Raw genomic sequence first — 20,646 nt, forward strand, 5'->3', positions numbered from 1 at the left:
GTGTTGGTCCCGTTCACGCAGCCGTTGTAGCCCAGCAGCGCGCGCTCCTCGTTGCCGCCGTAGCGGCGGATGTACCAGGACAGAATGCGCGTGCCGTAGCACAGGTTGGTTTCGATGTCGTACAGATCCCCGTCGGGGTCGCACCCGTTCCAGTGGCCCCGGTGCGTCGGCATGACCTGCATGAGCCCGCGGGCGCCCACGAAGCTGGTCGCCGCCGGCTTGCCGCGGCTCTCGAGCCACAGGATCGACAGCACCATCGCGGGGTCGAGCTCGCTGCGGTAGGAGTATTCGACCAGCGGCCAGGCGATCTGCCGGGCCCGCTCCGCCGGGACCCCGCGTACCTGCAGCACCTGCTCTACCGGCTGCACGTGCTCGCGGTACACGCGTACGAAGTCGTGGGTCTCCTCTCCTTCCACTCGGAGGGCGGCCATCTTCTCGCTGAGGGAGACGACTTCGCCGCCGTCCACGCGCTGGAACTCGTCTACGGGCTCGTAGATGGGCAACGCGAGCGCCTTGTTGGTTGCGTCACCCAGCGTGAACCCGGCGAGCGCCAAGAGCGGAACGGCCAGCGCGAGCAGCTTGGCGCGCCGGCCCAGGCGCTCGAGTTCCTCGAATAAGCCCACACGGGGCCGTCGTGGCCTGTTGGACCGCTTACGTGGCATAGAATCGGTGCTGTGGCCGGGAAGAGTACGACTCGGCGATCGAAATGTGTACGAGCCCCAGCGGGCTGGCAAGCTTCACGCTCGCGCGTCCTCGATGAGGCGATCCAACTGTTCGGGAGAGATCCGATAGATCTCGCCGCAGAAGGCGCACGTCAGCTCGGCTCCCGGGACGTCCGGCACTTCCTTGACCGCGCGCATCTCGACTGTTCCGAGCAACGCGAGCGCCCGCTCGGCGCGCTCGGGGCCGCACGGGCAAGCGAAGCGCACGGCGCGCTCCTCCTGAACGCGGAAGCCGTCAGTCGCCGCCAGCCGCCGAAGGATGTCCGCCGGACCGTCGCCCCCGAGCAGCATTTCCGTGGGTGGAGGAAGCGCGGACACGGCCTCTTCGAGCAGCGCGGCGTCCCTGCCGTCGGCTCCCGGCATGAGCTGCGCGAGGTAGCCGCCGGCAGCCTGGACCTCGCCGTCGGCGCTTACGAAGACGCCGATGCCCACCGCCGAAGGGACTTGCTCGCTGAGCACGAAGTAGTAGGCGAGATCCTCGCCTATTTCGCCCGACCGGAGCTCCACGGTGCTGACGTAGGGCTCGCCCATGGCCAGGTCGCGGGTGACGGTGAGGTTGCCCGGGAGGCCGACAGCCTGCCCGACGTTGAGCTTGCCGCTGGCGGCCACCTGGGCGATGTCCGGCCGCGGATTGCCTACCAGGGCGCGCACGTCGCCCGAGGGCGTGGCGCTGGCGATCAGGGAGCCGAGCGGCCCGGACCCCTTCACCCGCAGGGTAACGAGGTGCTCGTCGTCCTTCAGGAGCGCGCCGAGCAGGAGCGCCCCCAGCGCCACGCGGCCCACCGCGGCCGTGGCGACCGGGTCGGTCCCCTGCCTGCGCCGGATCTCCCCGACCACCTCCACTCCGTCGAGCGCGAGCAGGCGGTAGCGACCTCCCGCCGCGGTGGCGCGGACGAGGCGTCCGGGCGCGGGGGCTACCAATCCTCGGAGTGCGTGCTCTCGCGGACCAGCACGAGCACGGCGGCCTGCGGGACCACCAGGTAGGCATCCCCCTCGAAGGTGATCTCGACGGCGGCCTTGCGGAAGAAAATGGCGTAGTCGCCGCGCTCGGCCTGGACGGGCAGGTAACGCGCTTCTCCGCTGGCGATGCGCCACGGTTCGGAGTCCAGGTCGGTGGGGGGCGAGATGGGTGTTCCGGGCCCGGTGGCCATCACCGTACCACCGCGCACGGCCTGCGCGTCCACGGCGCTGGCGGGCAGGTACAGTCCGACCTTGCTCTTCTCCTCACCCTTCTCCGGCCGGATGAGGATGCGGTCGCCGACTACGATCAGGTGCTTCGGCTGCTTCGGTTCGGAGTCCGATCCGCTGCTCACGCGCCCGCGTCTCCATGCGGGGCGTCCACGATGCCCTCTTCGACGAACTCGTAGCGTCCCTCGAGCACCCTCTGCGCGAGCCTGTAGTTCGACACGTCGTCGTTGTCGAAGAGGCTGTCGAAGAGCACCTCGACGCGCCGCCGCGCGCCCTTCGCGAAGGCGTCGGCGAGCTCGTGGGCCGGCTCGGTGTCCAGATGCAGAGCGTAGGAGCAGGACGCGGCCACCGCGAACAACTCGGCGCCTATGTCCACGACCCTCCCGAGCACAGCCTGGCGGCGCTCCAGCTTGGGCCCGAACCGCGCCATCGCGTAGCCCAGGTTGCGCGCCAACCGGCTCGCCGCGCGATCCGCCCAGCGGATGTGGCGCGCGAGCGGACCGAAGTCCCCGTGCTTGGGCCAACGGCCGTAACCGACCACGTTGCCGGCCAGCCACTTGGCCATGTGCGCGCCCAGCCCGACCGCGTCCTTGGCCTTGTCGCCCAGGGAGCTGTCCGGCTGCACCATGGAGCCCGCGCGCTGGAGGTGCGGATCGAGAGCCTCGCGCGCGATGAAGAGGCGCATGATCTCGCTCGACCCCTCGAAGATCGTGTTGATGCGCAGGTCGCGCATGACCTGCTCTACGGGAATCGGTGCCTCGCCCCGCGACCCGAGGGAGGCCGCAGTTTCGTAACCGCGGCCGCCGCGCACCTGCATCGTCTCGTCGGCCACCAGCAAGGCGCACTCGGAGTTGAACAACTTCGCGATCGCCGCCTCCAGCCGGATGTCGTAGTCGCCGGCGTCGGCGAGGCTGGCCGCCAGGTCGGCGACCGCTTCCATGGCGAACGCGCGCGCGGCGATGTCGGCGATCTGCTGCGCGACGGCGTCGTGCTTGCCGATCGGCGCGCCCCACTGCGTGCGCTCGGCGGCCCAGCGCCGCACCACCTGGAGGCACCATTTGCCCGCCGAGGAGCACGTCGCCGGGATGGTGAGTCGCCCAGTGTTGAGCGTGATGAGCGCCAGCTTGAGTCCCTTGCCCTCGCCCCAGAGCAGGTTCTCCCTGGGCACCCTCACGTCCTTGAACGAGATCACGCCGTTCTCGATGCCGCGCAGGCCCATGAACTCCAGCCGGCTCTCGGTCTTCACGCCCTCCCAGGAGGATTCCACGATGAACGCCGAGATCCCTCGCCGTCCACCGGGCTTCCTGGCGGGCGTGCGAGCCATGACCACCATCACGTCTGCGATGGGGCCGTTGGTGCACCACAGCTTCTCGCCGTTGAGGATGTAGGCCTGGCCGTCTTCGGTGGGATCGGCGCTAGCCTGCATGCGCGCGGGGTCCGAGCCCACGTCGTGCTCGGTCAGCGCGAACGCCGAGATCTCACCCGCGGCTATGCGCGGCAGGTACTCCTGCTTCTGCTCGGGAGTGCCGAACATCTTGAGGGGCTGCGGCACCCCGATCGACTGATGCGCCGACAGCAGCACCGCCAGCGCGCCGGACTTGCTGCCGATCAGCGAAATGGCGCGACCGTAGGCCCGCTGGGACAGCCCGAGCCCCCCGTACTCCTCGGGTATCTTGATACCGAACGCGCCTATCTTGCGCAGCCCCTCGATGACCTCGGCGGGCACCCGCCCCTCACGCTCTATGCGCTCGGCATCGACCGTGTCCAGGAAGTCGCGCACGCGCTCCATGAACGCCTGCGCCTTGCGGACGTCTTCCGGGTCCGGCTTGGGGTACGGGTGGATCAGGTCCATGCGCAGCCGCCCGAGGAACAACTCCTTGGCGAAGCTGGGCTTGGTCCACTCGGTCTCGCGTGAGGACTCTACCACCTCGCGCGTCTCCCGTTCGGTCACCTCGGCCGGAGCCGATCGCTTCGTCCCTTCCTCCGGCAACGGTGGCGCTTGCGTCGTGCTCATGAGTGCGTCCGTGGAACGATGGGTGTGTGAGGACACCGCTTCCCGCCTGCCACATCCTCCCTCACAGACTACCCTCATGTGGGAGGCTGGTTCAAACATGCGCGGCGCTCGGCACTTTGTAGCGGGACCCGAAAAAGATGTCGCCCAACGTGCCCCGGCTCAATTCCCCTCCCGTGCCCCCGACAAGCGCGCTATGTGGTTTTCCGTCAACGGATTAGGCGCCTCGACGGCGGACACTGCCCTGGCGGGTGCGGGCGTTGCCCATTGAAACGGTCCGCGCGTCGAGCCGTGCACTCGGGGGAACGCGAAGCGCTGCAAAGAGCAAAGCCGCCGAAAGGCGGTGACGCAGAGCCACGGAGCTACAGCGGATTTCCGCCAAGCTAGCCGGGCCGCCAGCGACTCGGGGAACGAGTTTGTCGGCGGCCTCTTGTCGTATCGGGGCTCCGAGTCGATCGAAGCATGGGGTGGGGTGGATGACTGATGTAGTGATGCTCTCGATCTCGGTCCTGTCGTTCATGGTAGCGGGCGTGATCCTGGGTGCCGCGCTCGGCGGCGCGGAGGCGCCGGTGTCGGGCACCGGGCCGGAAGACGCGGGGAAGGGTGGTGGTAGGACGCAGTCGTAGTTGGGTGGCGTGGAGGCTGTGATAGACCGGCGTTGGAGTTCGGACGCCGGCCCGAAATGACAGGTCGGGGTGTGGGTTCTTGCCGCGCTCGTGTTTGCAACCGCAAGGCATCCCCCCCTCCCGGGCCGCGCGAGGCCCCGCCCCGACCTTTCTTCATAGCAGAGGGCGCTTCGACCAGGTCGAGGCGCCCTTTTCGCGTGCCCTCCATTTGATCGGTCCCGGGCGCGGGCCCACATTCGGATCCGTCGCAGCGTTGGATACCCCGAGACCGGACACAGAAGTCGTTGAATCCCGCAATCACGCCGCATCGCGCGCGGCCGAAGCGCGCCAGCCCCTCCTCGGTGTCCCAGCGCTCGGCGGCGCGGAGGGCCGGCTTGTACGTCGCCCTCGCGATCCTGGCCGCGGCTTGCTCCGATGCGACCGCCCCGGTCGACGACACCGATCCGCCACCCGGTCCGACCGTGTCGGTCGAGCAGTTGAGCACCCTCAACCCGCTGACGCGGGGGTTCAGGGTCGATGTCGCGCCCACCGCCGCGGTCACCGTGGATTACTGGACCGAGGGCGAACCCCGCCTGCGAGTGCGAAGCGACCCGGGGCAGAGCCACGAGCTGCTTGTGGGCCGGCTGCTCCCGGACGCGACCTACGAGTACGAGGTGGCGTTCGAGTTCGATGACGCCACGGTCACGGTCGATCCCGCGACCGGCTCCTTCGTCACCGATACGCTCCCGACTTTCCTTCAGGCGGTCACTCTGACGTCCACGGGCGAATCGACCTCTCCGCTCGTGATGCTCGAGTTGAGGGAGCCCACCTTCCAGGGATTCGCGGCGGTCGACTCCAAGGGCCGAGTGGTGTGGTATCATCCCACCACCGGCGGCTCCTGGAGCTGGACGCGTCGCGCCAACGGGAACTTCGTGTTCCTGGACACGGGCGCTGGGCTGAACGAGGTGACGCCGGCCGGGGACATCGTGGCCACGCTCGCTCGCGCCAACAACGAGTCGATCCACCACGACGTCATCGCGACGCCCCAGAACACCGTCTATTTCTTGACGCGGCACCCGCAGCTGGTGGACGGGATCACCTGGGTCGGCGAGATCATCTGGGAGTGGAATCCCGATACGGGAGGGCTCGCGGAGCGCTGGAACAGCTTCGATTTCCTGTCGCCTTCCACCGATACGACCTCTCGGAGCACGCGCTCGGACTGGCTCCACGGCAACAGCCTGAATGTCGGGCCGGCCGGCGGCATCCTGCTGTCCAGCCCCTGGCTCAATCAGGTGATCGCCATCTCGAGCGACTTCACGGCCCTGGCGTGGCGCCTCGGAGGCAAGAACGCCACCATTTTCACCGATTCCGCGGGCACCTTCAATTTCCAGCACACGGCGTCCAGGCTCTCGGAGAACAGGGTGCTCGTCTTCGACAACCGCGGCGGCGGGACGAGCGGCTTCCCCGTATCGCGTGCGCTCGAGCTGGAGGTCGACTTTGCGGCCGACTCCGCCCGCGCCGTGTGGAGCTTCCAGGCGCCGAACGACAACTACGCCTCCATCATCAGCGCCGCCCGCAGGATGGCGAACGGCAACACCATGGTGACGTTCGGCACCTCGGACGGATTCCGCGAGTCGCGCGGGCCCATCGAGGTCTACGAAGTAGCGCCGGGCGGGAGCATCGTCTGGAACCTGGTGGTGGAAGGCCCCGCGCTGATGTATCGGGCGACCCCGTTCGGGGACATCGCGGGTGAGGTCGAGGTGCCTTGAATCCCGCTGTCGCGCTGGTGAGCGCCTACCTGGAGTTGAACGGCTACTTCACCATCGTCGAGCAGTCAGTCGTGCGCGGCGAGGGACAGGGGCGTTTTCGCGAGATCACCGACCTGGACGTGCTCGCGCTGCGTTTCCCCCGCGCCCAGAACGTCGTGCCGCGCGGCCGTCCGGGGCTGGCCGACGACATTCGCTTCGCGGTGGACGACGCGCTGGACATCGCCGACGACTGCATGGACCTGATCATCGGCGAGGTGAAGGAGGGCAAGCCGGCGATCAACGAGGCGCTGCGCTCTGACGACGTGCTGTACACGGCCGTGGCGCGCTTCGGCTGCTGCCCCGAAGACGAAATCGACGGCGTGGTCGACGCGCTGCAAAAGCAGGGCATGGCGCGGCTGCGCCACGGCGTTCGGGAGATTCCCTGCCGCATCCGGCTGGTAGCGTTCGGCGGAGGAAAGACTGGCCCGCGCGCGGACTTCACCGTGGTCTCGATGCGCGACGCCGCGGATTTCGTCCAGGACCACATCGACCGCAACCACCACATCCTGAATCCCGCCAACGTGCGGGACCCCGTGTTGGGGCTGCTGCACCTGCTGCGGAAGCTGGAGGATTAGGGGCGGCGGGAAAGGACCCGTGGGGGGCGGACTCAGCGCGGTTCGGCAGGTCCGGCAGATCGCCGCCTCGAGCACGGGCGTAAGCATGAACGACTTCGTGAATGAGGCGCTGGAGCGGGCGACCGAAGACCTGGTGCCGGCATGAGCGACTCGTCCACGGCAACTGTCGGCGACTTACCGCAGCATGTACTTCGCGATGGTGTTGAGCTGCATGTTGGAGGTGCCCTCGTAGATCGTGCCGTTGTATCGCGCCGAAATCCGCATCGTTCGCGGGGTCGGCTACATGCCTCAACGGCGCCACATTGCGATAGCGCTCACACCTGCCAGATCGACCGATTTCGGCGATCGTCGGTCGGTGGTCACAACGAAAGTCACACCCGGGGGGAGCGGTGATGGCGGCGGTGCGGGTCGACCCGCCACCTCCCACTCCGAACCCCCAACCCTACATGCTCCGCTGGCGCGGACTGGTAGCCAGCGAGCAGGGGCCCGACAGTCCAACCACCCGGCTGGTGCTGCTCACCCTCGCGGTCTGCATGGACCGGCAGGGTAGCTGCTTCCCGTTGACCTCGCGTCTCGCGTCGATGTCGGGGCTCTCTGAGCGCTCGGTCTGCAGGCTTCTGGCTGGACGGCGACCTCGTGAGCTACCGCGACGACCTCACGATCGACAGGCGCGGCGTCTACGGCGCCTACCTGTCCCGCAACCTCAACCAAGGCCCCGACGCCGCGCAGTCGATGTGGTGGGCCCGGGCCGACATCTACGACCACCGCCCGAGCTGGGCGCTGATCGAATGAAAAACGGCTAAGGGCGCCGTGTCATACGCGTGGGTCGCGACGGACCCCGACACCTCCGGCCTCTTCCAGGAATCTGCGGACAAGTGAATCTTCGATGTCTCTTCTGGCATCGGCGCGTTCGAGCCGTCCCTTCAATGGCCGCGACGGCTTTGCCGATCGTTCTCCAGTCGGTCCAACTGCCTCTGGGCCATCCGCCGCGCTAGGGCACTTGGCCCCCTCGCCGCCGCGATTCGAAAGAAATCCTCATAAGCCTCGCGTTGGCGCCTTGGATCGACGTCAAGGTTCTTCTTTACATGAAAGCGTCCCTGGCGGAGAGAAACGCTCTGGCGCTCGAACACAGCGCGCGCCAGCCTCTCGGCCTGCATCGCGACATCGCTGAGCGGACCAGAGACACTCACCTCCAAGAATTCCACATGAGTGCCATTCTGTGACGAACGCAGCACTGCCTGTGGGTCTTCGTCGAGCTCCTGAAGATCCGCAATCAACTCCGCCCACTGCTCGTCGCTCCACTGGGCTCGAGGGACGGCCAAGAGTATTACATTCTCCTCTGGGCTGTCCGGCTTGCGAAATTGGGTGAACTTTCCGCTACGCTTCTCAGAGATGACCAAGAAGGCGCCAGGGAATGACACAGCCAGGGCTGGCACGGAGGCCAACGCGTCGTTCAGACCTCTGTGTCTACGACGAGTCAGAAGCAAAGTCCCCATGCCAAGGGCCACGACTGACAGCATTTGTAACAGCGTCATTTTCCTCCTCTCGCTCCAACCAGCGATCAGCGAGGCCGTCAGCTGCCCTTCTTGAGAAACGAGGCGGTCAGCACTCCAAGGGCACGACCCAATCCTGCGGTGAATCCAGTAGGTCTACCACTCGCTGGATTATCCGGGCCGCTTGCCAACCCAATCGCGAACTCAGAGGCAAAGACATCAGGGTTGAAGTCCCGTCGGATTCTTGCGCCTATCGCTGACAACGAATTTGCGCCAAAACTCTCGAATTGGCCATTCGTTGGGTTGAATGGCTGCAGCCTGCCCCCGGCTCCTCGCTTGAGCGGTCGCAAGATCCCGCTAGTGGCGCGACTCGCTATACGTCCTGCTCTGGCTGCTCTGCCGATAGGCACGAGTGAAACCGCGGCCACTGCGGTTCCGACCGCGTCTCGTTCGCTCGCGGCGCCGAGCAAGGCGTTTACGCCAGCTGCCTCCGAGAGGCCGTTGAGGGCTGCGGCCCCGTTAAGCATGACACTACCGAAGAAGCCGCCGCGAATCGCACCCCTGTTGGCGATTTCTTGGAGCGCGCAATCGGGGAAAGGAACGCAGAGCCCGAAGGGATCGATGAACGATGCCGGGTTGTTTCCTCCGTAGTTGTAGAGGTTGATGCCGCCGCCGAAGCCGATCGGATCCTCTTGAGTGAATTTGCCCGTCTGGGAGTTGTAGAACCGGTTGCGGAAGAACGAGAGCGAGACGCCGCCGATACCCGAGGCGTCGGAGGTCGAGCGAGAGAGCCCGAAGCCTCGGCTGTCGGCGACAGCGCCCGACTCGCTCCCGAACGCGGCGAAAACACCACCCACCCCCCCTGGATCTGCACAGTCGTCGCCATCGGCGTTTTGGAAATCGAACAGTCGGCCGCCGTGGGTAACGTAGAAATAGGCGAATTCACCGTCACAACTGTACGAGTCCAGCGGGTCCAGGAACAACGGATCATCTGTCCCGGGCCCGGGAGTGAAGTGGCCGCCGCCCTGGCCGTCGCCGTAGAAGGCGACGTTGTCTCCATCGAAGATGACTCGAGTCGTGCCGATTCCGCCGTTGATGGTGTCGGTCAAACCGATGCCGACCCGCCTACCGAAGGGATCGTAGCGAAACCGCTTCTCGAGAGGGAAGGCCGCGGTGAGCTGTCCCGCGGCGTTGTAGTACCTGGCGAAGTTGCTGGCGTTGACGCCGATCCCATCCAGGTGACGCACCTCGTTTCCGTTCTTGTCGTGCGTGTACTGGTCAAGGGCCGTACCCGTGGGTGACTGAATCTCGACCGTCATGTTGCCAAGCAGATCGACCACGTGCACCGTTGAGTCGCCACCGCCGATCCCTGTCCGATTTCCCGCGGCATCGTAGTGGAAGCGGTTGGGCGTAGTCGTCGAGTTCTGCGTAACGTCCACATGGGTTACTGCATCGCGCCCATTGTACTGGCTTACGGTGAGGTCGAATCCGCTGGTGGTAACCCGACGCTCGCCGTGATCCTCTTCTCGGATCAGGTTCCCGTCCCGATCGTAGGTATACCGTTGGTCAACTGGGTCCTCTAACTGTTGCGTGTGTGTTGAGTGAACCCGCCCGAGTCTCCCGTTCGCGTCGTAGTGGAAGTCGGTAGTGGAACCTGAGGAGTAGGCAAGCTGGTGCTTCCTGCCGAGTCCATCCCACGCGAAGGTCGCCGATGGGCCAAGGGCGCCAGATACGGTCGAGAGCTCGTTCCCGGCCCCGTACGTGTAGGTGACCGTTCGCACGATTGATGTTGGCTGGTATGGCCACGTCCATGACGCGCGATTCCCGGCCAGGTCGTAAGTGTAATCCTGCGTGTAGGAGGCGTTGGCGGCCCAGTCGGTGAGGTTCTGCACCTCTTTTGTAAGCAGTCCGCGGGAGTTGTAGGTCCTGACGACCTGGCTGGTCGCGTTCTCAGCAAGCTTCACACGCCCTGCAACGTCGTATTGCCACGTGATCGTATCGCCCACGACTAGCGTGTCGCCGATCTGCATTGGGTTAAAGGACCAGGGGCTTTCCATAAGATCCCTATAGAGATCCAGTTCCGCCTGGTCGTCGACCATGATCTGGCCGAGGATGCGGTTGATCGGGCGATTCATCGCGTCGTACTGCGTGGTGATCGTGTCGCCCTGGCGATCCTTCTGCCAGACTACATTTCCGGAGACATCGTGGCGCGTGAGCGCGGTGTAGCCCCGGGAGTCGCGCATGAGAGTGTCGCGCTCGAGTTCGTCGAACTCCCATTCCCTGGTGAGCCCTCGCGGATCTGTGACTCTCGTGGCGTTGTCGGCTCCGTCGTAATCGGTGGCAGTCGTGAACTTCTGCGCGCCCTCCCACTGCTCTACGTGCGTACGTCGGTTGCGGAGGTCGTACTGGAACGTCTGTCTTCTGCCCTCGGCGCTCAGCACCTCCTTGACGTTGCCGTACGCGTCCCGGCTGACGATGTCGGTCGAGTCGCTAGTGGGCGAGATCGTCCTCTTGAGATTCCGATTCCCGCCGTACTCGAACGTCGTCGTGAGATTCTGCGTGCTTGTCGTGTTTGTGGCCGGGTTGTAGACCTCCACCGACTCCTCGGTAATCGTCTTGACCTGGCCCTGCTCGTAGGTGAAGCGCGTGACGTGACCGTTCGCGGTGGTCGCAGTCTCGGGCGTACCGTCAGCGTTGTAGCTGAAGAGAGTTGTATCGGCGGCTGCGGAGTCGCCACGCGGGCGAATGACCCGGCTTGGTTTCTCAGGTGCGTCGGCATCAGCGTAGTCGTAGTGCACCGAGTCCGCGCCGCTCAGGTTGGCAAGGTCTTGCGTCATCTCAAGCCTGGCCGATGTGTCCCAACGCTGGCGGATCTGAGTCCCGTCCGGCTCGTTGATCGCTGTGACCAGCAGCGGGTGGGTCAGATCATAGGCGACGGTCGTCTCGTTCCCGGCAGCGTCACGGATCTTGGTGAGTGATCCAAACCGATTCACCCAGAACACGGCCGAGTCGCCGACCGTCGTGCGCGGCCCGTCAATCACGATGTTAGTCCGGGCCGCAGAAGCGACAGCGTTGCCTGCCGTAAGTTGGGCAAGGCCCCGTGACTCGATGGGCTTGTAAGTGAGGACGGCCGTACCACTGCCGGTTGCTGGCAGCGTGACCGTGCTGAGGAGGAGTGTTTCGCCGTGGTAGGCATAGGTGGTTGTGGCGCCACGGGGCGAGCGCCGACTGGTCAGACGCCGGAGGCCACCCGTTTCATAGCCTAGCACGACCTCTTCGCCTATCCACAGCCCGACAGGGAGAATCGTCAGCAGCAGTTTCTCACTGCTCACGTTCGTATTCAGACGCCGGCCCGCGGGGTCGTCGATGAAAGCAAGCCCGTGAACGCCGTAGACAAAGTCGTAGGTCAGATTCGCGGCCCATGGCGCGATCCGGACCTGTGTCAGCCCCGCGCCGAGCGTCGTGTTCTGGTAGGTGTGGCCGACGACGTTGCCGACCCGGTCCGTCACGTAGACCTGCTGGCCGTACTGGTTGAAGTAGACGTTTGTGCCGTCCTGCAACCTCCGCTCGTACAGCCACACCTGGGCGGTGACGTCGGGGCTCGGATCGTCGAGTTGCTTCCACTCGATCGTGTCCTGGAATGCGCCGGCCGGTGCACGCCACAGGTTCGGCCCGATCGGGATGTAGGCCGCGGCGCTTCCGTCACCTTCGACCAGCAGCAGCGTGTCGGCGAGCACGCTCGTGTAGAGCTCGCTCACGCCGGCGATCCACCAGCCGGCTCCGTAGGGGCTCTGCGAGCGGTCAACCGTAATGAACTTGCTCTTGAACACGGCCGTCGCAAACGGCTCGGTGCCGTAGTAGTTGACTACGTTCAGGTCGTAGTCGTGTATGCCCGTGCCAAGCGCGCCCGCGTCGTAGGGCATCGAGAAGCGGCTCTTCGCAGCCGAAGATAGGCCCGCGCCCTGGAAGGAGCGGGTCTCGGTCACCTGTCCGACCTTGACGCTCGTGCGGAAGCTGTCGGGTACGGAGATGCCGTCCAGCCACACGTCGCCCATCACGACGGGCCGTGGGCTCGCGGTCGCGCTGTTGTAGAGCAACGTTAGTGTGCGGTCCCGGTCGAGCGACTTGAACGCTGGCATGGAGTGCGTCACGAGCAGGTTTCCGCACTGAAAGGCGCCGGCCGGGCCGGCTCCGCTCGTCACGCACGCGCTCCGCTCGATCAGCTCCGTGGGGTTAACGGTCGCGTCGAGCGAGAGCGGTCCGTGCGCGACCACCAGCACGTTGTGGGAATCGGAGGTCGAGTGGCCGTTGTCGGTCGCGGTCAGGGTCAGAAGACCTGTGCCCGCTGTGCCCACGTCGAAGGTCACCGTTACGGTACGAAAGGCCTCGGGGAAGATCGTGAAGGAGCTCGGAGCGCTGCAGTTCGAGACCGGACCGGTGCCGCTACAGCTCAGCGAGACCGTGATCTTATTGGGATCGTCGTTGAAGATCCGGAACTGCGCCGTGTGGCCTGTAGTGTTCTCCTGCAACTGGCCCACCGACCCCCACCGGATCACCTCGAAGTGGTTGCGTGACGCGGCCTCCTCAGGCGGGGCCTCGCTCGCCCCGACCGAACTTGCCGCGGGCGGTGTGGCGGAAACCAAGCGGAGGGGCGTGAACAGCGAGGCCAGCAGGACCAACGCGAACCGGGTAGCCACGGGAGGGCTCCTTCAGTGCAGGTGGACCGGGCGACACGCGCGTGCGCGGGCATCGCCCTTCTTCGCTCCACCTACTTATCTATTGGGGAGGAACCACTCGGAGTGAGGACCGATCGTACCAAGAAGTCGACCTAGCGTCCGCGGAAGATCTTCCGGCCCGAGAAAAGCCACCGGCCCAGGTTGAAGAGTCCGGGGGCTAGGGTGTTAGGGGTGCCAGGGCGCGGCCATGGCTGCGGGGGACCGGGCGCTAGCTAGGTGAGATCTTGAAGTGCCAGCGGCGCGGGGCCAAGGGGAGCGTCAGGTGGGGTTGTGGTGTCGGGAGCTGGAGCCGACAGGTTGAGTTGACCCGGAAACTGCCGAGAGGGCCAGTTTGAGAAACCGCCAAAGACCACTCATCAAGTACCCATCAAGTACCCATCAAGAAGAGAGAGGCCCTCTCAAAGCCTTGCGCAGAGTAGCTTTCACCTCTGGTCGATCAGCAGTCCGGCCTCCAAGCGAAGTCACCCATCAAGAACCCGGTGCAAAGGCCCAGAAGGGCGCGTACTTCATCATCTTCGGGGGAGCTTCGGCATCGTGTGGCTGGATTGCACCGACCTTAACTGCTTCCTTGATCAGCCTCGATGCAGTCGCGCTGTTTCTCTTGGCGATCCCGAATCTCTTCCGAACCGAGGAGTTCGTGAGGTAGTCCCGCTGCACGTACTTCAGACAAGCGTGGAGGTAGCACGCACGCACCCTGTCTTCTGGGGCCATAGCTGACAGCGGACGCGGCGCGAGGAGCACAACTCGAGTGTTGTCTCCCGCTTGTTCGAAGATCGGGGCCGGCAACTGATACAACTCTGTTTGGAACACGATCTTGCGATCTGTTACCCATGTCCCTTCACTCACCCGTTACTCATGTCCCTTCATCGGACCATCAGGTCTTCAAACCCTGCGGCGTAACCCCCCGGTGCGACGTACTCTCTGATAGCGTTGACGCGACTTCGGCCCTTGTATTCGATCACTCGGACGGCCTTGCGGCGAAGGGTCGGAAACGCCGACAGATCCTTGGCGAAGAGTACGCCACCAAGACTGGTGATACGCCAGCGTCCTGAGTCGGGCGCGATCAAAGCATCTCGCTGAAGCGCGGGAGCTATCTGCGCTGGCCCTTCAGGCACTGGGAGCCCCAAGAGTTCGAAGTATGCGTCAGAATCGAGGAGTTGGATGACTTCGCTGGGATCCAGTGGCTCAGACGCAACACCTACTTCGAAAGGCGCCTCGTCAAACTGTCGCCAGAGCTGCCCCTCCAGCTGCGGGTGGTCTTTCAGCTTTTTCTTGTAGGATCCAACACGTATGAAGGCCACGTTCTTGAAGCGTGTTGGATGTCGAAACGCACGTTCAATCTTTAGAACGACCACCGGCATCCCGCCGACAGGCACGGTACGCGTTATGTCTCCCCGCAAGGGTAGCCGAGTTCGAGAGAGACGATACGTATTCGCCGATGGCCTCTGGGTCGTCCAAGTTCGTCTTGAACTCAACCCAGCCGGTCTCGTTCGGAAGCGTACGAAGCTGATGCACCAATTCTATCGCCGTCTCGGTCAAGGGCTGTCCTTTTGCGCCAGCGAGTTCTCCGGCGGCTCCGGCTCGACGCCGTCCTCCGCGCACATCTCGAGGTAGACCCTCATCGACTCAGCCATCTCGTCGACCAACTTTTCCGGGTCCTTGCTGACGAAGGTGATGACCGCCTTCGGGAGGAGGACGTGGCCGTGGAAGTGGCCCGCGCCGTCGTCCCAGCAGAACTCGCCCTTGTAGCCCTCCCACTCGATCGGGAGCCAAGCCGTCAGGGTCCGGACATCGTTAGTCTCCTTCGCTGCCAGGAGCGCAAGGGCCTTCTGCTCATCTGAGAGACGGGTCCACAGGTCCGGCGTGGTGCCCCAGGTGTACTCGTTCGAGTCGAGGATGAAGAAGAGCACCGTCCAGGCGGGCGCGGGCTCTTTGCTCAGCCCAACCCTCCCCCAGCCGACGTTCCACTCGTTGCCCTTCGAGTCGACGTAGGTCTCATCGTAGCCCTTGGGCCGGATGCCGAGCCGGCGACGGATCCGCCTGAGGCTGCGGATCTCTGTTCGGAGAATCTCGGTGCGCACCTCCGCACGCCGCCTCCGCTCGGGCGACATCTTTGCCTTGATCTCCGACCAGGGGTGGTGGCCGGTCATCGCACGCCGATCGGGTCCAGGCCGCGGAAGCGCAGAGGCTCAGGCGGCGCCACATGCTCGTTCAGGCTCACGTACATGACGACCGGCTCCTTCGCCGTGATGCGCTCGCGCGGCAGCGCCCTCCTGAAGCCCAGGCGCTGGTAGTAGCGGACCAGGTTCCTGACGGCGCCCTCGCTCCGGAGCGGTGTCGCGTCGTCGAACGGGTTGTGCATCGGATACGCCGCCAAAGCAGCAACGTCGCCCATCCCCGAGAACCGATCGAGGATCGCGTGCGCGAGGAGCCGGGCCCCGACCCACTGGTGCCGGAAGGTCGGGTGCACCGCGATTCGGTCCACCACGATCAGGCGGTTCCATAGCCCCAGGCCGCCGAGGCCCCGCCGCTTTCTCAGCCGGTCGATCGCGTACCCGATCTGCGCGCCGACACTGCTCGTCGCGTCCAGCATGTACCACCAGTTCGCGCGAATGCTGTCGCGCAGCCAGTCCGGGTAGACGTAGACGACGCAGGCGGCGACGGCGAGGTCGCCGCTCGTTTCGAAACGTTTCTCGGTGAACGGCGTGACGCGCTGCTCGAGGTCGGCCGTGTCGCCCTTCCAGATATCGCCGCCGACGACGCACGTGTAGGTGAACGTGCGCGGGTGCCCGTCCAGCTCCTCGCCGAAGTCACCGAACCCGAACCCGCCGGGCAGGTCCGCGGCGATCTGCACGATCGGCTTGGCCTCCAGGGTAGAGCCGTCGGCCAGCAGAACCTGCAGGTCCGAGCCGGGGAGCTCGAGGGGGGCAGGGCGGGGGGTCATACGAGCGGCGTCAACGGCAGGTAGCGCACGCCGGACTCAACGGACCGTAGCCCATTCAGGTACAGCGCGTGTTTCAGAACACGCTCCCGCTGCTCCTGCGACAGCTCGCCCCAGGGGGCCAGCGAAGTGGTCCACGTCCCTGCACCTGCCGCGTCCTTGCAGATGAGCACGCGTCGGAGGGGCGGGACACCGTAGGTCGAAGCTCCGCCCCACTCCTCAGAAACCATCCAGTCCATGAACATCATGATCACGCTCCTGTTGAAGACGTTCTGCCCTCGGATCAATGATCGCGTGAGACGCGCAACGTCTTCAACCACAACTACCAGCATCGACGTGCCGCTTGTGGCTTAACGGTACGGGATTTACGGGATTTGGCATGGCGGCGAAAAAGTCCAAAACCCCCCAATGAGACCACCAAGCCACGAGAAAACACTGGATTTCGACGGCGTATTCCTATACCATTGGCCTAGCACCGTTGTAGTAAGCGCGGCCGGCGATAAGAGCCCCTGGGCTCTGCCAGACCTTCGGGGACGGCTAGTCGGCCGCAACTACATCTACTAGTAGTAGAGCTTCGTGCCGTTCCTCCAGAGATCGAACTCCGTAACCAGCTTGTCTTTGATCAGGTCATAGGACCTCGCGTCGTCTCGCTCCCACTTCCTTCCGATTGCCCAGGAGCAATAGTCCGCAGCCTGTAGGCACGGGTCGCTCCGACAGTCCCATGACGCAACCCGGTGATCCAGCGTTGGTGCTACCTGGCTCATCACGTCGCTGACCGCGTCCCTGAAGGCTGCGCGTCGCTTCTTGGTGCCTACCGATGCACCGACAACCATCAGCTCGGTTACGCCTCTCCGGATTCGCGGCAGCAGATACCTCATGTGGTAGTACCACGCGTATTGGTAGAACCTCTCGTCGGTATTCCGAACGTGCGGCATCGCCTTCGCCTTTTCGAGGATTGTCGCGTCGAGTCGGAAGTCGTGCGGGGCGATCTGGGCGAAGACGCGGTCGCGGATGCGCTGCTTGTCCGTGGTGGCGTGGAATTCCGAGTTGAGCCCCAAACCGTCCCACGCAAGTTCCCTGCGTAAATCCAACAAGTGGTTGCCGACCTCGGGGCCGCTGCATGTGAGGGTGGTGAGTACGAAGTAGCGCGTTGGGCCGCTTGCTGTGTGCGGCCGGAAATCCAGGTTGCCACTTTCATCGGCGAAGACGTAGAGGCGTGCCATGCAGAGGGTCGGAAGTGTGAGCGCGCTCGACGGCAGGAACCTCGTAGTTGTCGTAGCGTAAGTCGATCCGCAAGGATCTCATCGAGAAGGCCACTCCTCCCGCAACACCCGATAGCCCACATGTTGGACTCCAACATCTTTGGGTAAGAGGTTCAGTAACTGAAAATCTAGGGACCGCCTCTACTGGGAATCCGCTGGGACCTCTTGAAAGCCCCTTTCCGAACGTCTACACGTTGCTGTCTACCGTGGGCGCGATTCCGTCAGCCGGGAGCAATCCTGACCAACGCATCCCGGCCAGCCATTCTCGCCAGTGTGACCAAATCACCCTGGCGAAAAGACTGCATTCTCGCCTAGCCAGCAGCGCGTCCTCAGTCATCGGAGCCCGCTCACCGAGGTCCACACGTTGTCGTCCACCGTCGGCTCGCTCCCGTCCGCCGGGATCATCGTCACCAGCGCGTCCGGGCCGTCCGACCTGATCAGCTTCACCGAGTCTCCCTCGGCGAAGAACCCGCACTCGAGCCGCGCGAGCAGTGCGTCCTCCATGAGGCCGTCCTTGGCCTCCCGGAAGTCTGCGTGGGTCGGGCACCAGACCATGCTGTCGGCAATGACGGCATGCGTGGGTTCCGGCCGCTCCTCGGCGGGAACGCACGCGGCGAGAAGGACCGGGCCGACCATGGCGATGAGGCGACTGCGGGTGTAGCCGCCGGTGCTCCGTTGCTCAGTCATCGATCGTCCCCAGCCGTTCATCATCGTAGTCCGGCCATTCGAGGGCCATCCATAGGTGCCTCTGAAGACCGCCCATAAGAAAAGCTCGGCGTTCCACCAACTCATCCTCGGATAGCGAGCCTAGAGCTCGCAGCCTCTACACTCACCCGAATACCCACCAACAGCGTTACGCGACTGCGACACCCGGAGGGCCGCAACCCCGTAAATCGTTACCGCAGCATGTACTTCGCGATGGTGTTGAGCTGCATGTTGGAGGTGCCCTCGTAGATCGTGCCGATCTTCGAGTCGCGGAACAGCTTCTCCACGGGGTACTCCTTGGTGAAGCCGTAGCCGCCGTGCAGGTCGACGGCCTGTGACGAGATGCGCTGGGCGGCCTCCGACGCGTAGAGCTTGGCCATGGCCGCCTCGATCAGGAAGTCCTCGCCCGCTCCGCGCAGACGCGCCGCGTTGTACACCAGGAGCCGCGACGCTTCCAACTCCGTGCGCATGTTGGCGAGTTGGAACTGGACCGCCTGGAAGTCGGCCAGCGGGGCGCCGAACTGCTGGCGCTCCCGCGTGTAGCGCACCGTGTGATCCAGCGCCCCCTGGGCCAGCCCCACCATCTGCGCGCCAATGCCGATGCGGCCCTCGTTCAGAGTACCTATGGCTATCTTGTACCCGTTTCCGACCTCACCGACGACGTTGTCCTTCGGCACGCGCACGGAGTCCAGCAGCACCTCCACGGTGGACGAGGCGCGGATGCCCAGCTTGTCCTCCTTCTTGCCGATGGAGACGCCCTCGTAGGTGCGTTCGACCGCGAAGGCCGTGATGCCCCGATAACCCAACGCCGGGTCCAGATTGGCGAACACGATGAAGAAGTCGGCCTCGCCGCCGTTGGTGATCCACAGCTTCGGTCCATCCAGCACGTAGTGATCGCCCGCGTCGGTCGCGCGACAGCTCAACGCGAACGCGTCCGAGCCGGAGCCCGCCTCGGACAGGCAGTACGCGCCTATCCACTCGGAGGCGAGTCGCGGCAAGTACCTGTTCTGCAGCTCGTCTTTGGCGTACCGGAGGAGGCAGTTGTTGATCAGCGTGTTCTGTACGTCCACCACCACGCCCACCGCCGGGTCCGCGCGCGAGACCTCCTCGATCACGACGATGGAGGCGAAGAAGGATGAGCCCGCGCCGCCCAGATGCTCGGGCACCTCGATCCCCATCAGGCCCAACTCGAAGAGCTGCGGAAAAAGATCCGCGTCCATCTCGCCGGCCGCGTCCATGCGCGCGGCGCGCGGGGCCAATTCCGCCTCTGCAAACTGGCGTACGGCCTCGCGGAACATCGCCTCCTCTTCGTTGAGCGAGGTAAGGGGCAGTACGGCGGGGGGGTCCATCGTCACTGTCATCGAGCCTCTCTCGCTGTTCCCTGCGAATCCCTTCGGACCGGAACCTACGACGCGCCCGGAAGGTCCGGCTACCTCACAGGCTCACCTAGTGTACCGTTGCAGAAGTCCCGTAGGCATTCGGCGCGCGCTGCATCCCGCGGATGCTGCGTTGGAACTCCTTGCCGTAGCTACGGCTACGGCGCGTCGTTCCGCCTTGCCCCGCGGGCGCATCACGCGCCTCGGTGCACACGGGACTTCCGCGCCGGCACACTCTAGCAAACGAAGGAGCGCCGCCGGATGGTTCCGGCGGCGCTCTGACTCTTCCGACTGGACCTGACGCGATCCCTCAGGGGAGCGTCGGGTCGGACAGCGTGAAACCGATCTACCGACCAGTCCCTTCGATGACCGCTTGCCCCGTCAGGTCCGTCCGGATACTCCAACTAGACAAGGATCACCTCCTGTTCGCTGTCAATGTAAGGGCTCTCTCCAGCGGGGTCGCGCCCCGCGGTCCGCGCTCGGCCCTCCATGAGGCCCGATCTCGCGGCCCAGGAGCCGCACGCGCAAGACGCGCGGCTCAACCGAATTGTACACGTCCCTCCTGGGGCCAGCAAGGCTGCTTGACGGCCCTCGCGGGGTCGTCTATTCTCGACGCGCTTCAGCGGACGACCCGCCCGGCCGCGCGCGGCCGGGGATAGTCTACGGGGCTCAGTTCAAGCGAGATCGACCGATGGCGGGGCCGCCGAGCCGACGCCTCTCCGACTCCCAGATGCGACCGGAGGGCCCTATGTCCGAAATCCCCTCGGACCTGATGTACAGCGAGGAACACGAGTACTTGCGGCCCGCTGAGGAGGACGGGTTCTATTACATCGGCATCACCGATTACGCCCAGGGGGAGCTGGGTGACGTGGTGTTCGTGGAACTGCCCTCCGCCGGGGACTCCTTCGCCAAGATGGACGTGTTCGGCACAGTGGAGGCGGTGAAGGCGGTCAGCGACCTCTACATGCCGGTCGGCGGCGAAGTGGTGGAGATGAACGAATCGCTGGACGCGGATCCGTCCCTCGTGAACTCCGATCCATACGGCGACGGCTGGATGATCAAGGTTCGGGTCGCCGACCAGTCGGAGTTGGATGCGCTCCTGGACGGCGCGGGGTACGAAGACCACATAGGCTAACGGCTCCGGGCCCTCGCGATCGCGGCCCCGCGGGCCTCGCTCGCCGTCGTCGCGGCCGGCCTCGGCCGGTCGTGGGTCGGGGCGAAGCC

General features: G+C 65.0%; 19 protein-coding genes and 1 riboswitch. Of the genes, 6 read left to right on the forward strand and 13 right to left on the reverse strand.

Annotated features, from left to right (window positions below):
* The 4 genes from ABFS34_05635 to ABFS34_05650 form a co-directional block, all read right to left on the reverse strand.
* Positions 1-623 (reverse strand): lytic transglycosylase domain-containing protein (locus ABFS34_05635; GenBank protein ID MEN8374913.1); only part of this gene is annotated, 623 nt, incomplete at its 3' end.
* Positions 624-737: 114 nt separating this feature from the next.
* Entirely contained in the window at positions 738-1,643 is a 906-nt protein-coding gene (gene hslO, locus ABFS34_05640; protein MEN8374914.1) for an Hsp33 family molecular chaperone HslO, read from the reverse strand.
* The gene (locus tag ABFS34_05645; GenBank protein ID MEN8374915.1) at positions 1,637-2,035 is read right to left on the reverse strand and encodes a co-chaperone GroES family protein; all 399 of its coding nucleotides are present in this window, start codon (positions 2,033-2,035) and stop codon (positions 1,637-1,639) included. Before ABFS34_05645 ends, hslO begins: the two co-directional genes overlap by 7 nt.
* Positions 2,032-3,924: an acyl-CoA dehydrogenase family protein gene (locus ABFS34_05650; GenBank protein ID MEN8374916.1), complete on the reverse strand. Its 1,893-nt coding sequence runs from the start codon at positions 3,922-3,924 to the stop codon at positions 2,032-2,034. The genes ABFS34_05645 and ABFS34_05650 overlap by 4 nt, the downstream gene beginning before the upstream one ends.
* 310 nt (positions 3,925-4,234) lie before the next feature.
* Positions 4,235-4,321, forward strand: a riboswitch (cyclic di-GMP riboswitch).
* 76 nt (positions 4,322-4,397) lie between these two features.
* Between ABFS34_05650 and ABFS34_05655 the strand changes: the two genes are divergently transcribed.
* The 5 genes from ABFS34_05655 to ABFS34_05675 all read left to right on the forward strand — a co-directional run bounded on the left by ABFS34_05655 (position 4,398) and on the right by ABFS34_05675 (position 7,701).
* Positions 4,398-4,547, forward strand: a complete 150-nt coding sequence (locus ABFS34_05655; GenBank protein MEN8374917.1) for a hypothetical protein — start codon at positions 4,398-4,400, stop codon at positions 4,545-4,547.
* A gap of 374 nt (positions 4,548-4,921) precedes the next feature.
* On the forward strand, positions 4,922-6,295 hold the full coding sequence (locus tag ABFS34_05660) for an aryl-sulfate sulfotransferase (protein ID MEN8374918.1): 1,374 nt from the start codon (positions 4,922-4,924) through the stop codon (positions 6,293-6,295).
* A complete protein-coding gene (locus tag ABFS34_05665) occupies positions 6,292-6,909 on the forward strand; it encodes a hypothetical protein (protein MEN8374919.1) in 618 nt (205 codons plus the stop codon). The genes ABFS34_05660 and ABFS34_05665 overlap by 4 nt, the downstream gene beginning before the upstream one ends.
* A 19-nt stretch (positions 6,910-6,928) precedes the next feature.
* The gene (locus ABFS34_05670) at positions 6,929-7,054 is read left to right on the forward strand and encodes a hypothetical protein (GenBank protein MEN8374920.1); all 126 of its coding nucleotides are present in this window, start codon (positions 6,929-6,931) and stop codon (positions 7,052-7,054) included.
* 491 nt (positions 7,055-7,545) lie between these two features.
* Positions 7,546-7,701, forward strand: a complete 156-nt coding sequence (locus ABFS34_05675; GenBank protein MEN8374921.1) for a hypothetical protein — start codon at positions 7,546-7,548, stop codon at positions 7,699-7,701.
* A 131-nt stretch (positions 7,702-7,832) separates the two neighbouring features.
* Here the strand turns inward: ABFS34_05675 and ABFS34_05680 are convergent, their stop codons facing one another.
* From ABFS34_05680 to ABFS34_05720, 9 genes are all read right to left on the reverse strand, one after another.
* Positions 7,833-8,444 carry a hypothetical protein gene (locus tag ABFS34_05680; GenBank protein MEN8374922.1) on the reverse strand — a complete coding sequence of 204 codons (612 nt, stop codon included), beginning with the start codon at positions 8,442-8,444 and terminating at the stop codon, positions 7,833-7,835.
* A 38-nt stretch (positions 8,445-8,482) separates the two neighbouring features.
* Positions 8,483-13,099 (reverse strand): RHS repeat-associated core domain-containing protein, encoded by a 4,617-nt coding sequence (locus ABFS34_05685; GenBank protein ID MEN8374923.1) that lies wholly within the window; start codon positions 13,097-13,099, stop codon positions 8,483-8,485.
* A gap of 902 nt (positions 13,100-14,001) precedes the next feature.
* On the reverse strand, positions 14,002-14,499 hold the full coding sequence (locus tag ABFS34_05690) for a hypothetical protein (protein ID MEN8374924.1): 498 nt from the start codon (positions 14,497-14,499) through the stop codon (positions 14,002-14,004).
* A gap of 174 nt (positions 14,500-14,673) precedes the next feature.
* A complete protein-coding gene (locus tag ABFS34_05695) occupies positions 14,674-15,288 on the reverse strand; it encodes a hypothetical protein (GenBank protein MEN8374925.1) in 615 nt (204 codons plus the stop codon).
* Entirely contained in the window at positions 15,285-16,082 is a 798-nt protein-coding gene (locus tag ABFS34_05700; GenBank protein MEN8374926.1) for a hypothetical protein, read from the reverse strand. Before ABFS34_05700 ends, ABFS34_05695 begins: the two co-directional genes overlap by 4 nt.
* Positions 16,079-16,366, reverse strand: coding sequence for a hypothetical protein (locus ABFS34_05705; GenBank protein ID MEN8374927.1), 288 nt, complete (start codon positions 16,364-16,366; stop codon positions 16,079-16,081). Before ABFS34_05705 ends, ABFS34_05700 begins: the two co-directional genes overlap by 4 nt.
* A gap of 273 nt (positions 16,367-16,639) precedes the next feature.
* Entirely contained in the window at positions 16,640-17,302 is a 663-nt protein-coding gene (locus tag ABFS34_05710) for a DUF3800 domain-containing protein (GenBank protein MEN8374928.1), read from the reverse strand.
* A 372-nt stretch (positions 17,303-17,674) separates the two neighbouring features.
* Positions 17,675-18,028 carry a hypothetical protein gene (locus ABFS34_05715; protein MEN8374929.1) on the reverse strand — a complete coding sequence of 118 codons (354 nt, stop codon included), beginning with the start codon at positions 18,026-18,028 and terminating at the stop codon, positions 17,675-17,677.
* Positions 18,029-18,237: 209 nt separating this feature from the next.
* On the reverse strand, positions 18,238-19,407 hold the full coding sequence (locus ABFS34_05720; GenBank protein MEN8374930.1) for an acyl-CoA dehydrogenase: 1,170 nt from the start codon (positions 19,405-19,407) through the stop codon (positions 18,238-18,240).
* Between the two features lie 763 nt (positions 19,408-20,170).
* On the opposite strand from ABFS34_05720, the gene gcvH reads away from it, so the two are divergent.
* Positions 20,171-20,557 carry a glycine cleavage system protein GcvH gene (gcvH, locus tag ABFS34_05725; protein ID MEN8374931.1) on the forward strand — a complete coding sequence of 129 codons (387 nt, stop codon included), beginning with the start codon at positions 20,171-20,173 and terminating at the stop codon, positions 20,555-20,557.
* Positions 20,558-20,646: the final 89 nt, after the last annotated feature.

Source organism: Gemmatimonadota bacterium, from assembly GCA_039715185.1.
In the GTDB taxonomy this organism is placed as follows: Bacteria; Gemmatimonadota; Gemmatimonadetes; order Longimicrobiales; family RSA9; genus DATHRK01.

Coding starts and splice junctions, on each gene's coding strand:
- ABFS34_05710 (MEN8374928.1), bottom strand. CDS start 17,302: ATGGCACGCCTCTACGTCTTCGCCGATGAAAGTGGCAACCTGGATTTC.
- ABFS34_05720 (MEN8374930.1), bottom strand. CDS start 19,407: ATGACAGTGACGATGGACCCCCCCGCCGTACTGCCCCTTACCTCGCTC.
- ABFS34_05715 (MEN8374929.1), bottom strand. CDS start 18,028: ATGACTGAGCAACGGAGCACCGGCGGCTACACCCGCAGTCGCCTCATC.
- ABFS34_05655 (MEN8374917.1), top strand. CDS start 4,398: ATGACTGATGTAGTGATGCTCTCGATCTCGGTCCTGTCGTTCATGGTA.
- ABFS34_05650 (MEN8374916.1), bottom strand. CDS start 3,924: ATGAGCACGACGCAAGCGCCACCGTTGCCGGAGGAAGGGACGAAGCGA.
- ABFS34_05680 (MEN8374922.1), bottom strand. CDS start 8,444: ATGACGCTGTTACAAATGCTGTCAGTCGTGGCCCTTGGCATGGGGACT.
- gcvH (MEN8374931.1), top strand. CDS start 20,171: ATGTCCGAAATCCCCTCGGACCTGATGTACAGCGAGGAACACGAGTAC.
- ABFS34_05695 (MEN8374925.1), bottom strand. CDS start 15,288: ATGACCGGCCACCACCCCTGGTCGGAGATCAAGGCAAAGATGTCGCCC.
- ABFS34_05690 (MEN8374924.1), bottom strand. CDS start 14,499: ATGCCGGTGGTCGTTCTAAAGATTGAACGTGCGTTTCGACATCCAACA.
- ABFS34_05700 (MEN8374926.1), bottom strand. CDS start 16,082: ATGACCCCCCGCCCTGCCCCCCTCGAGCTCCCCGGCTCGGACCTGCAG.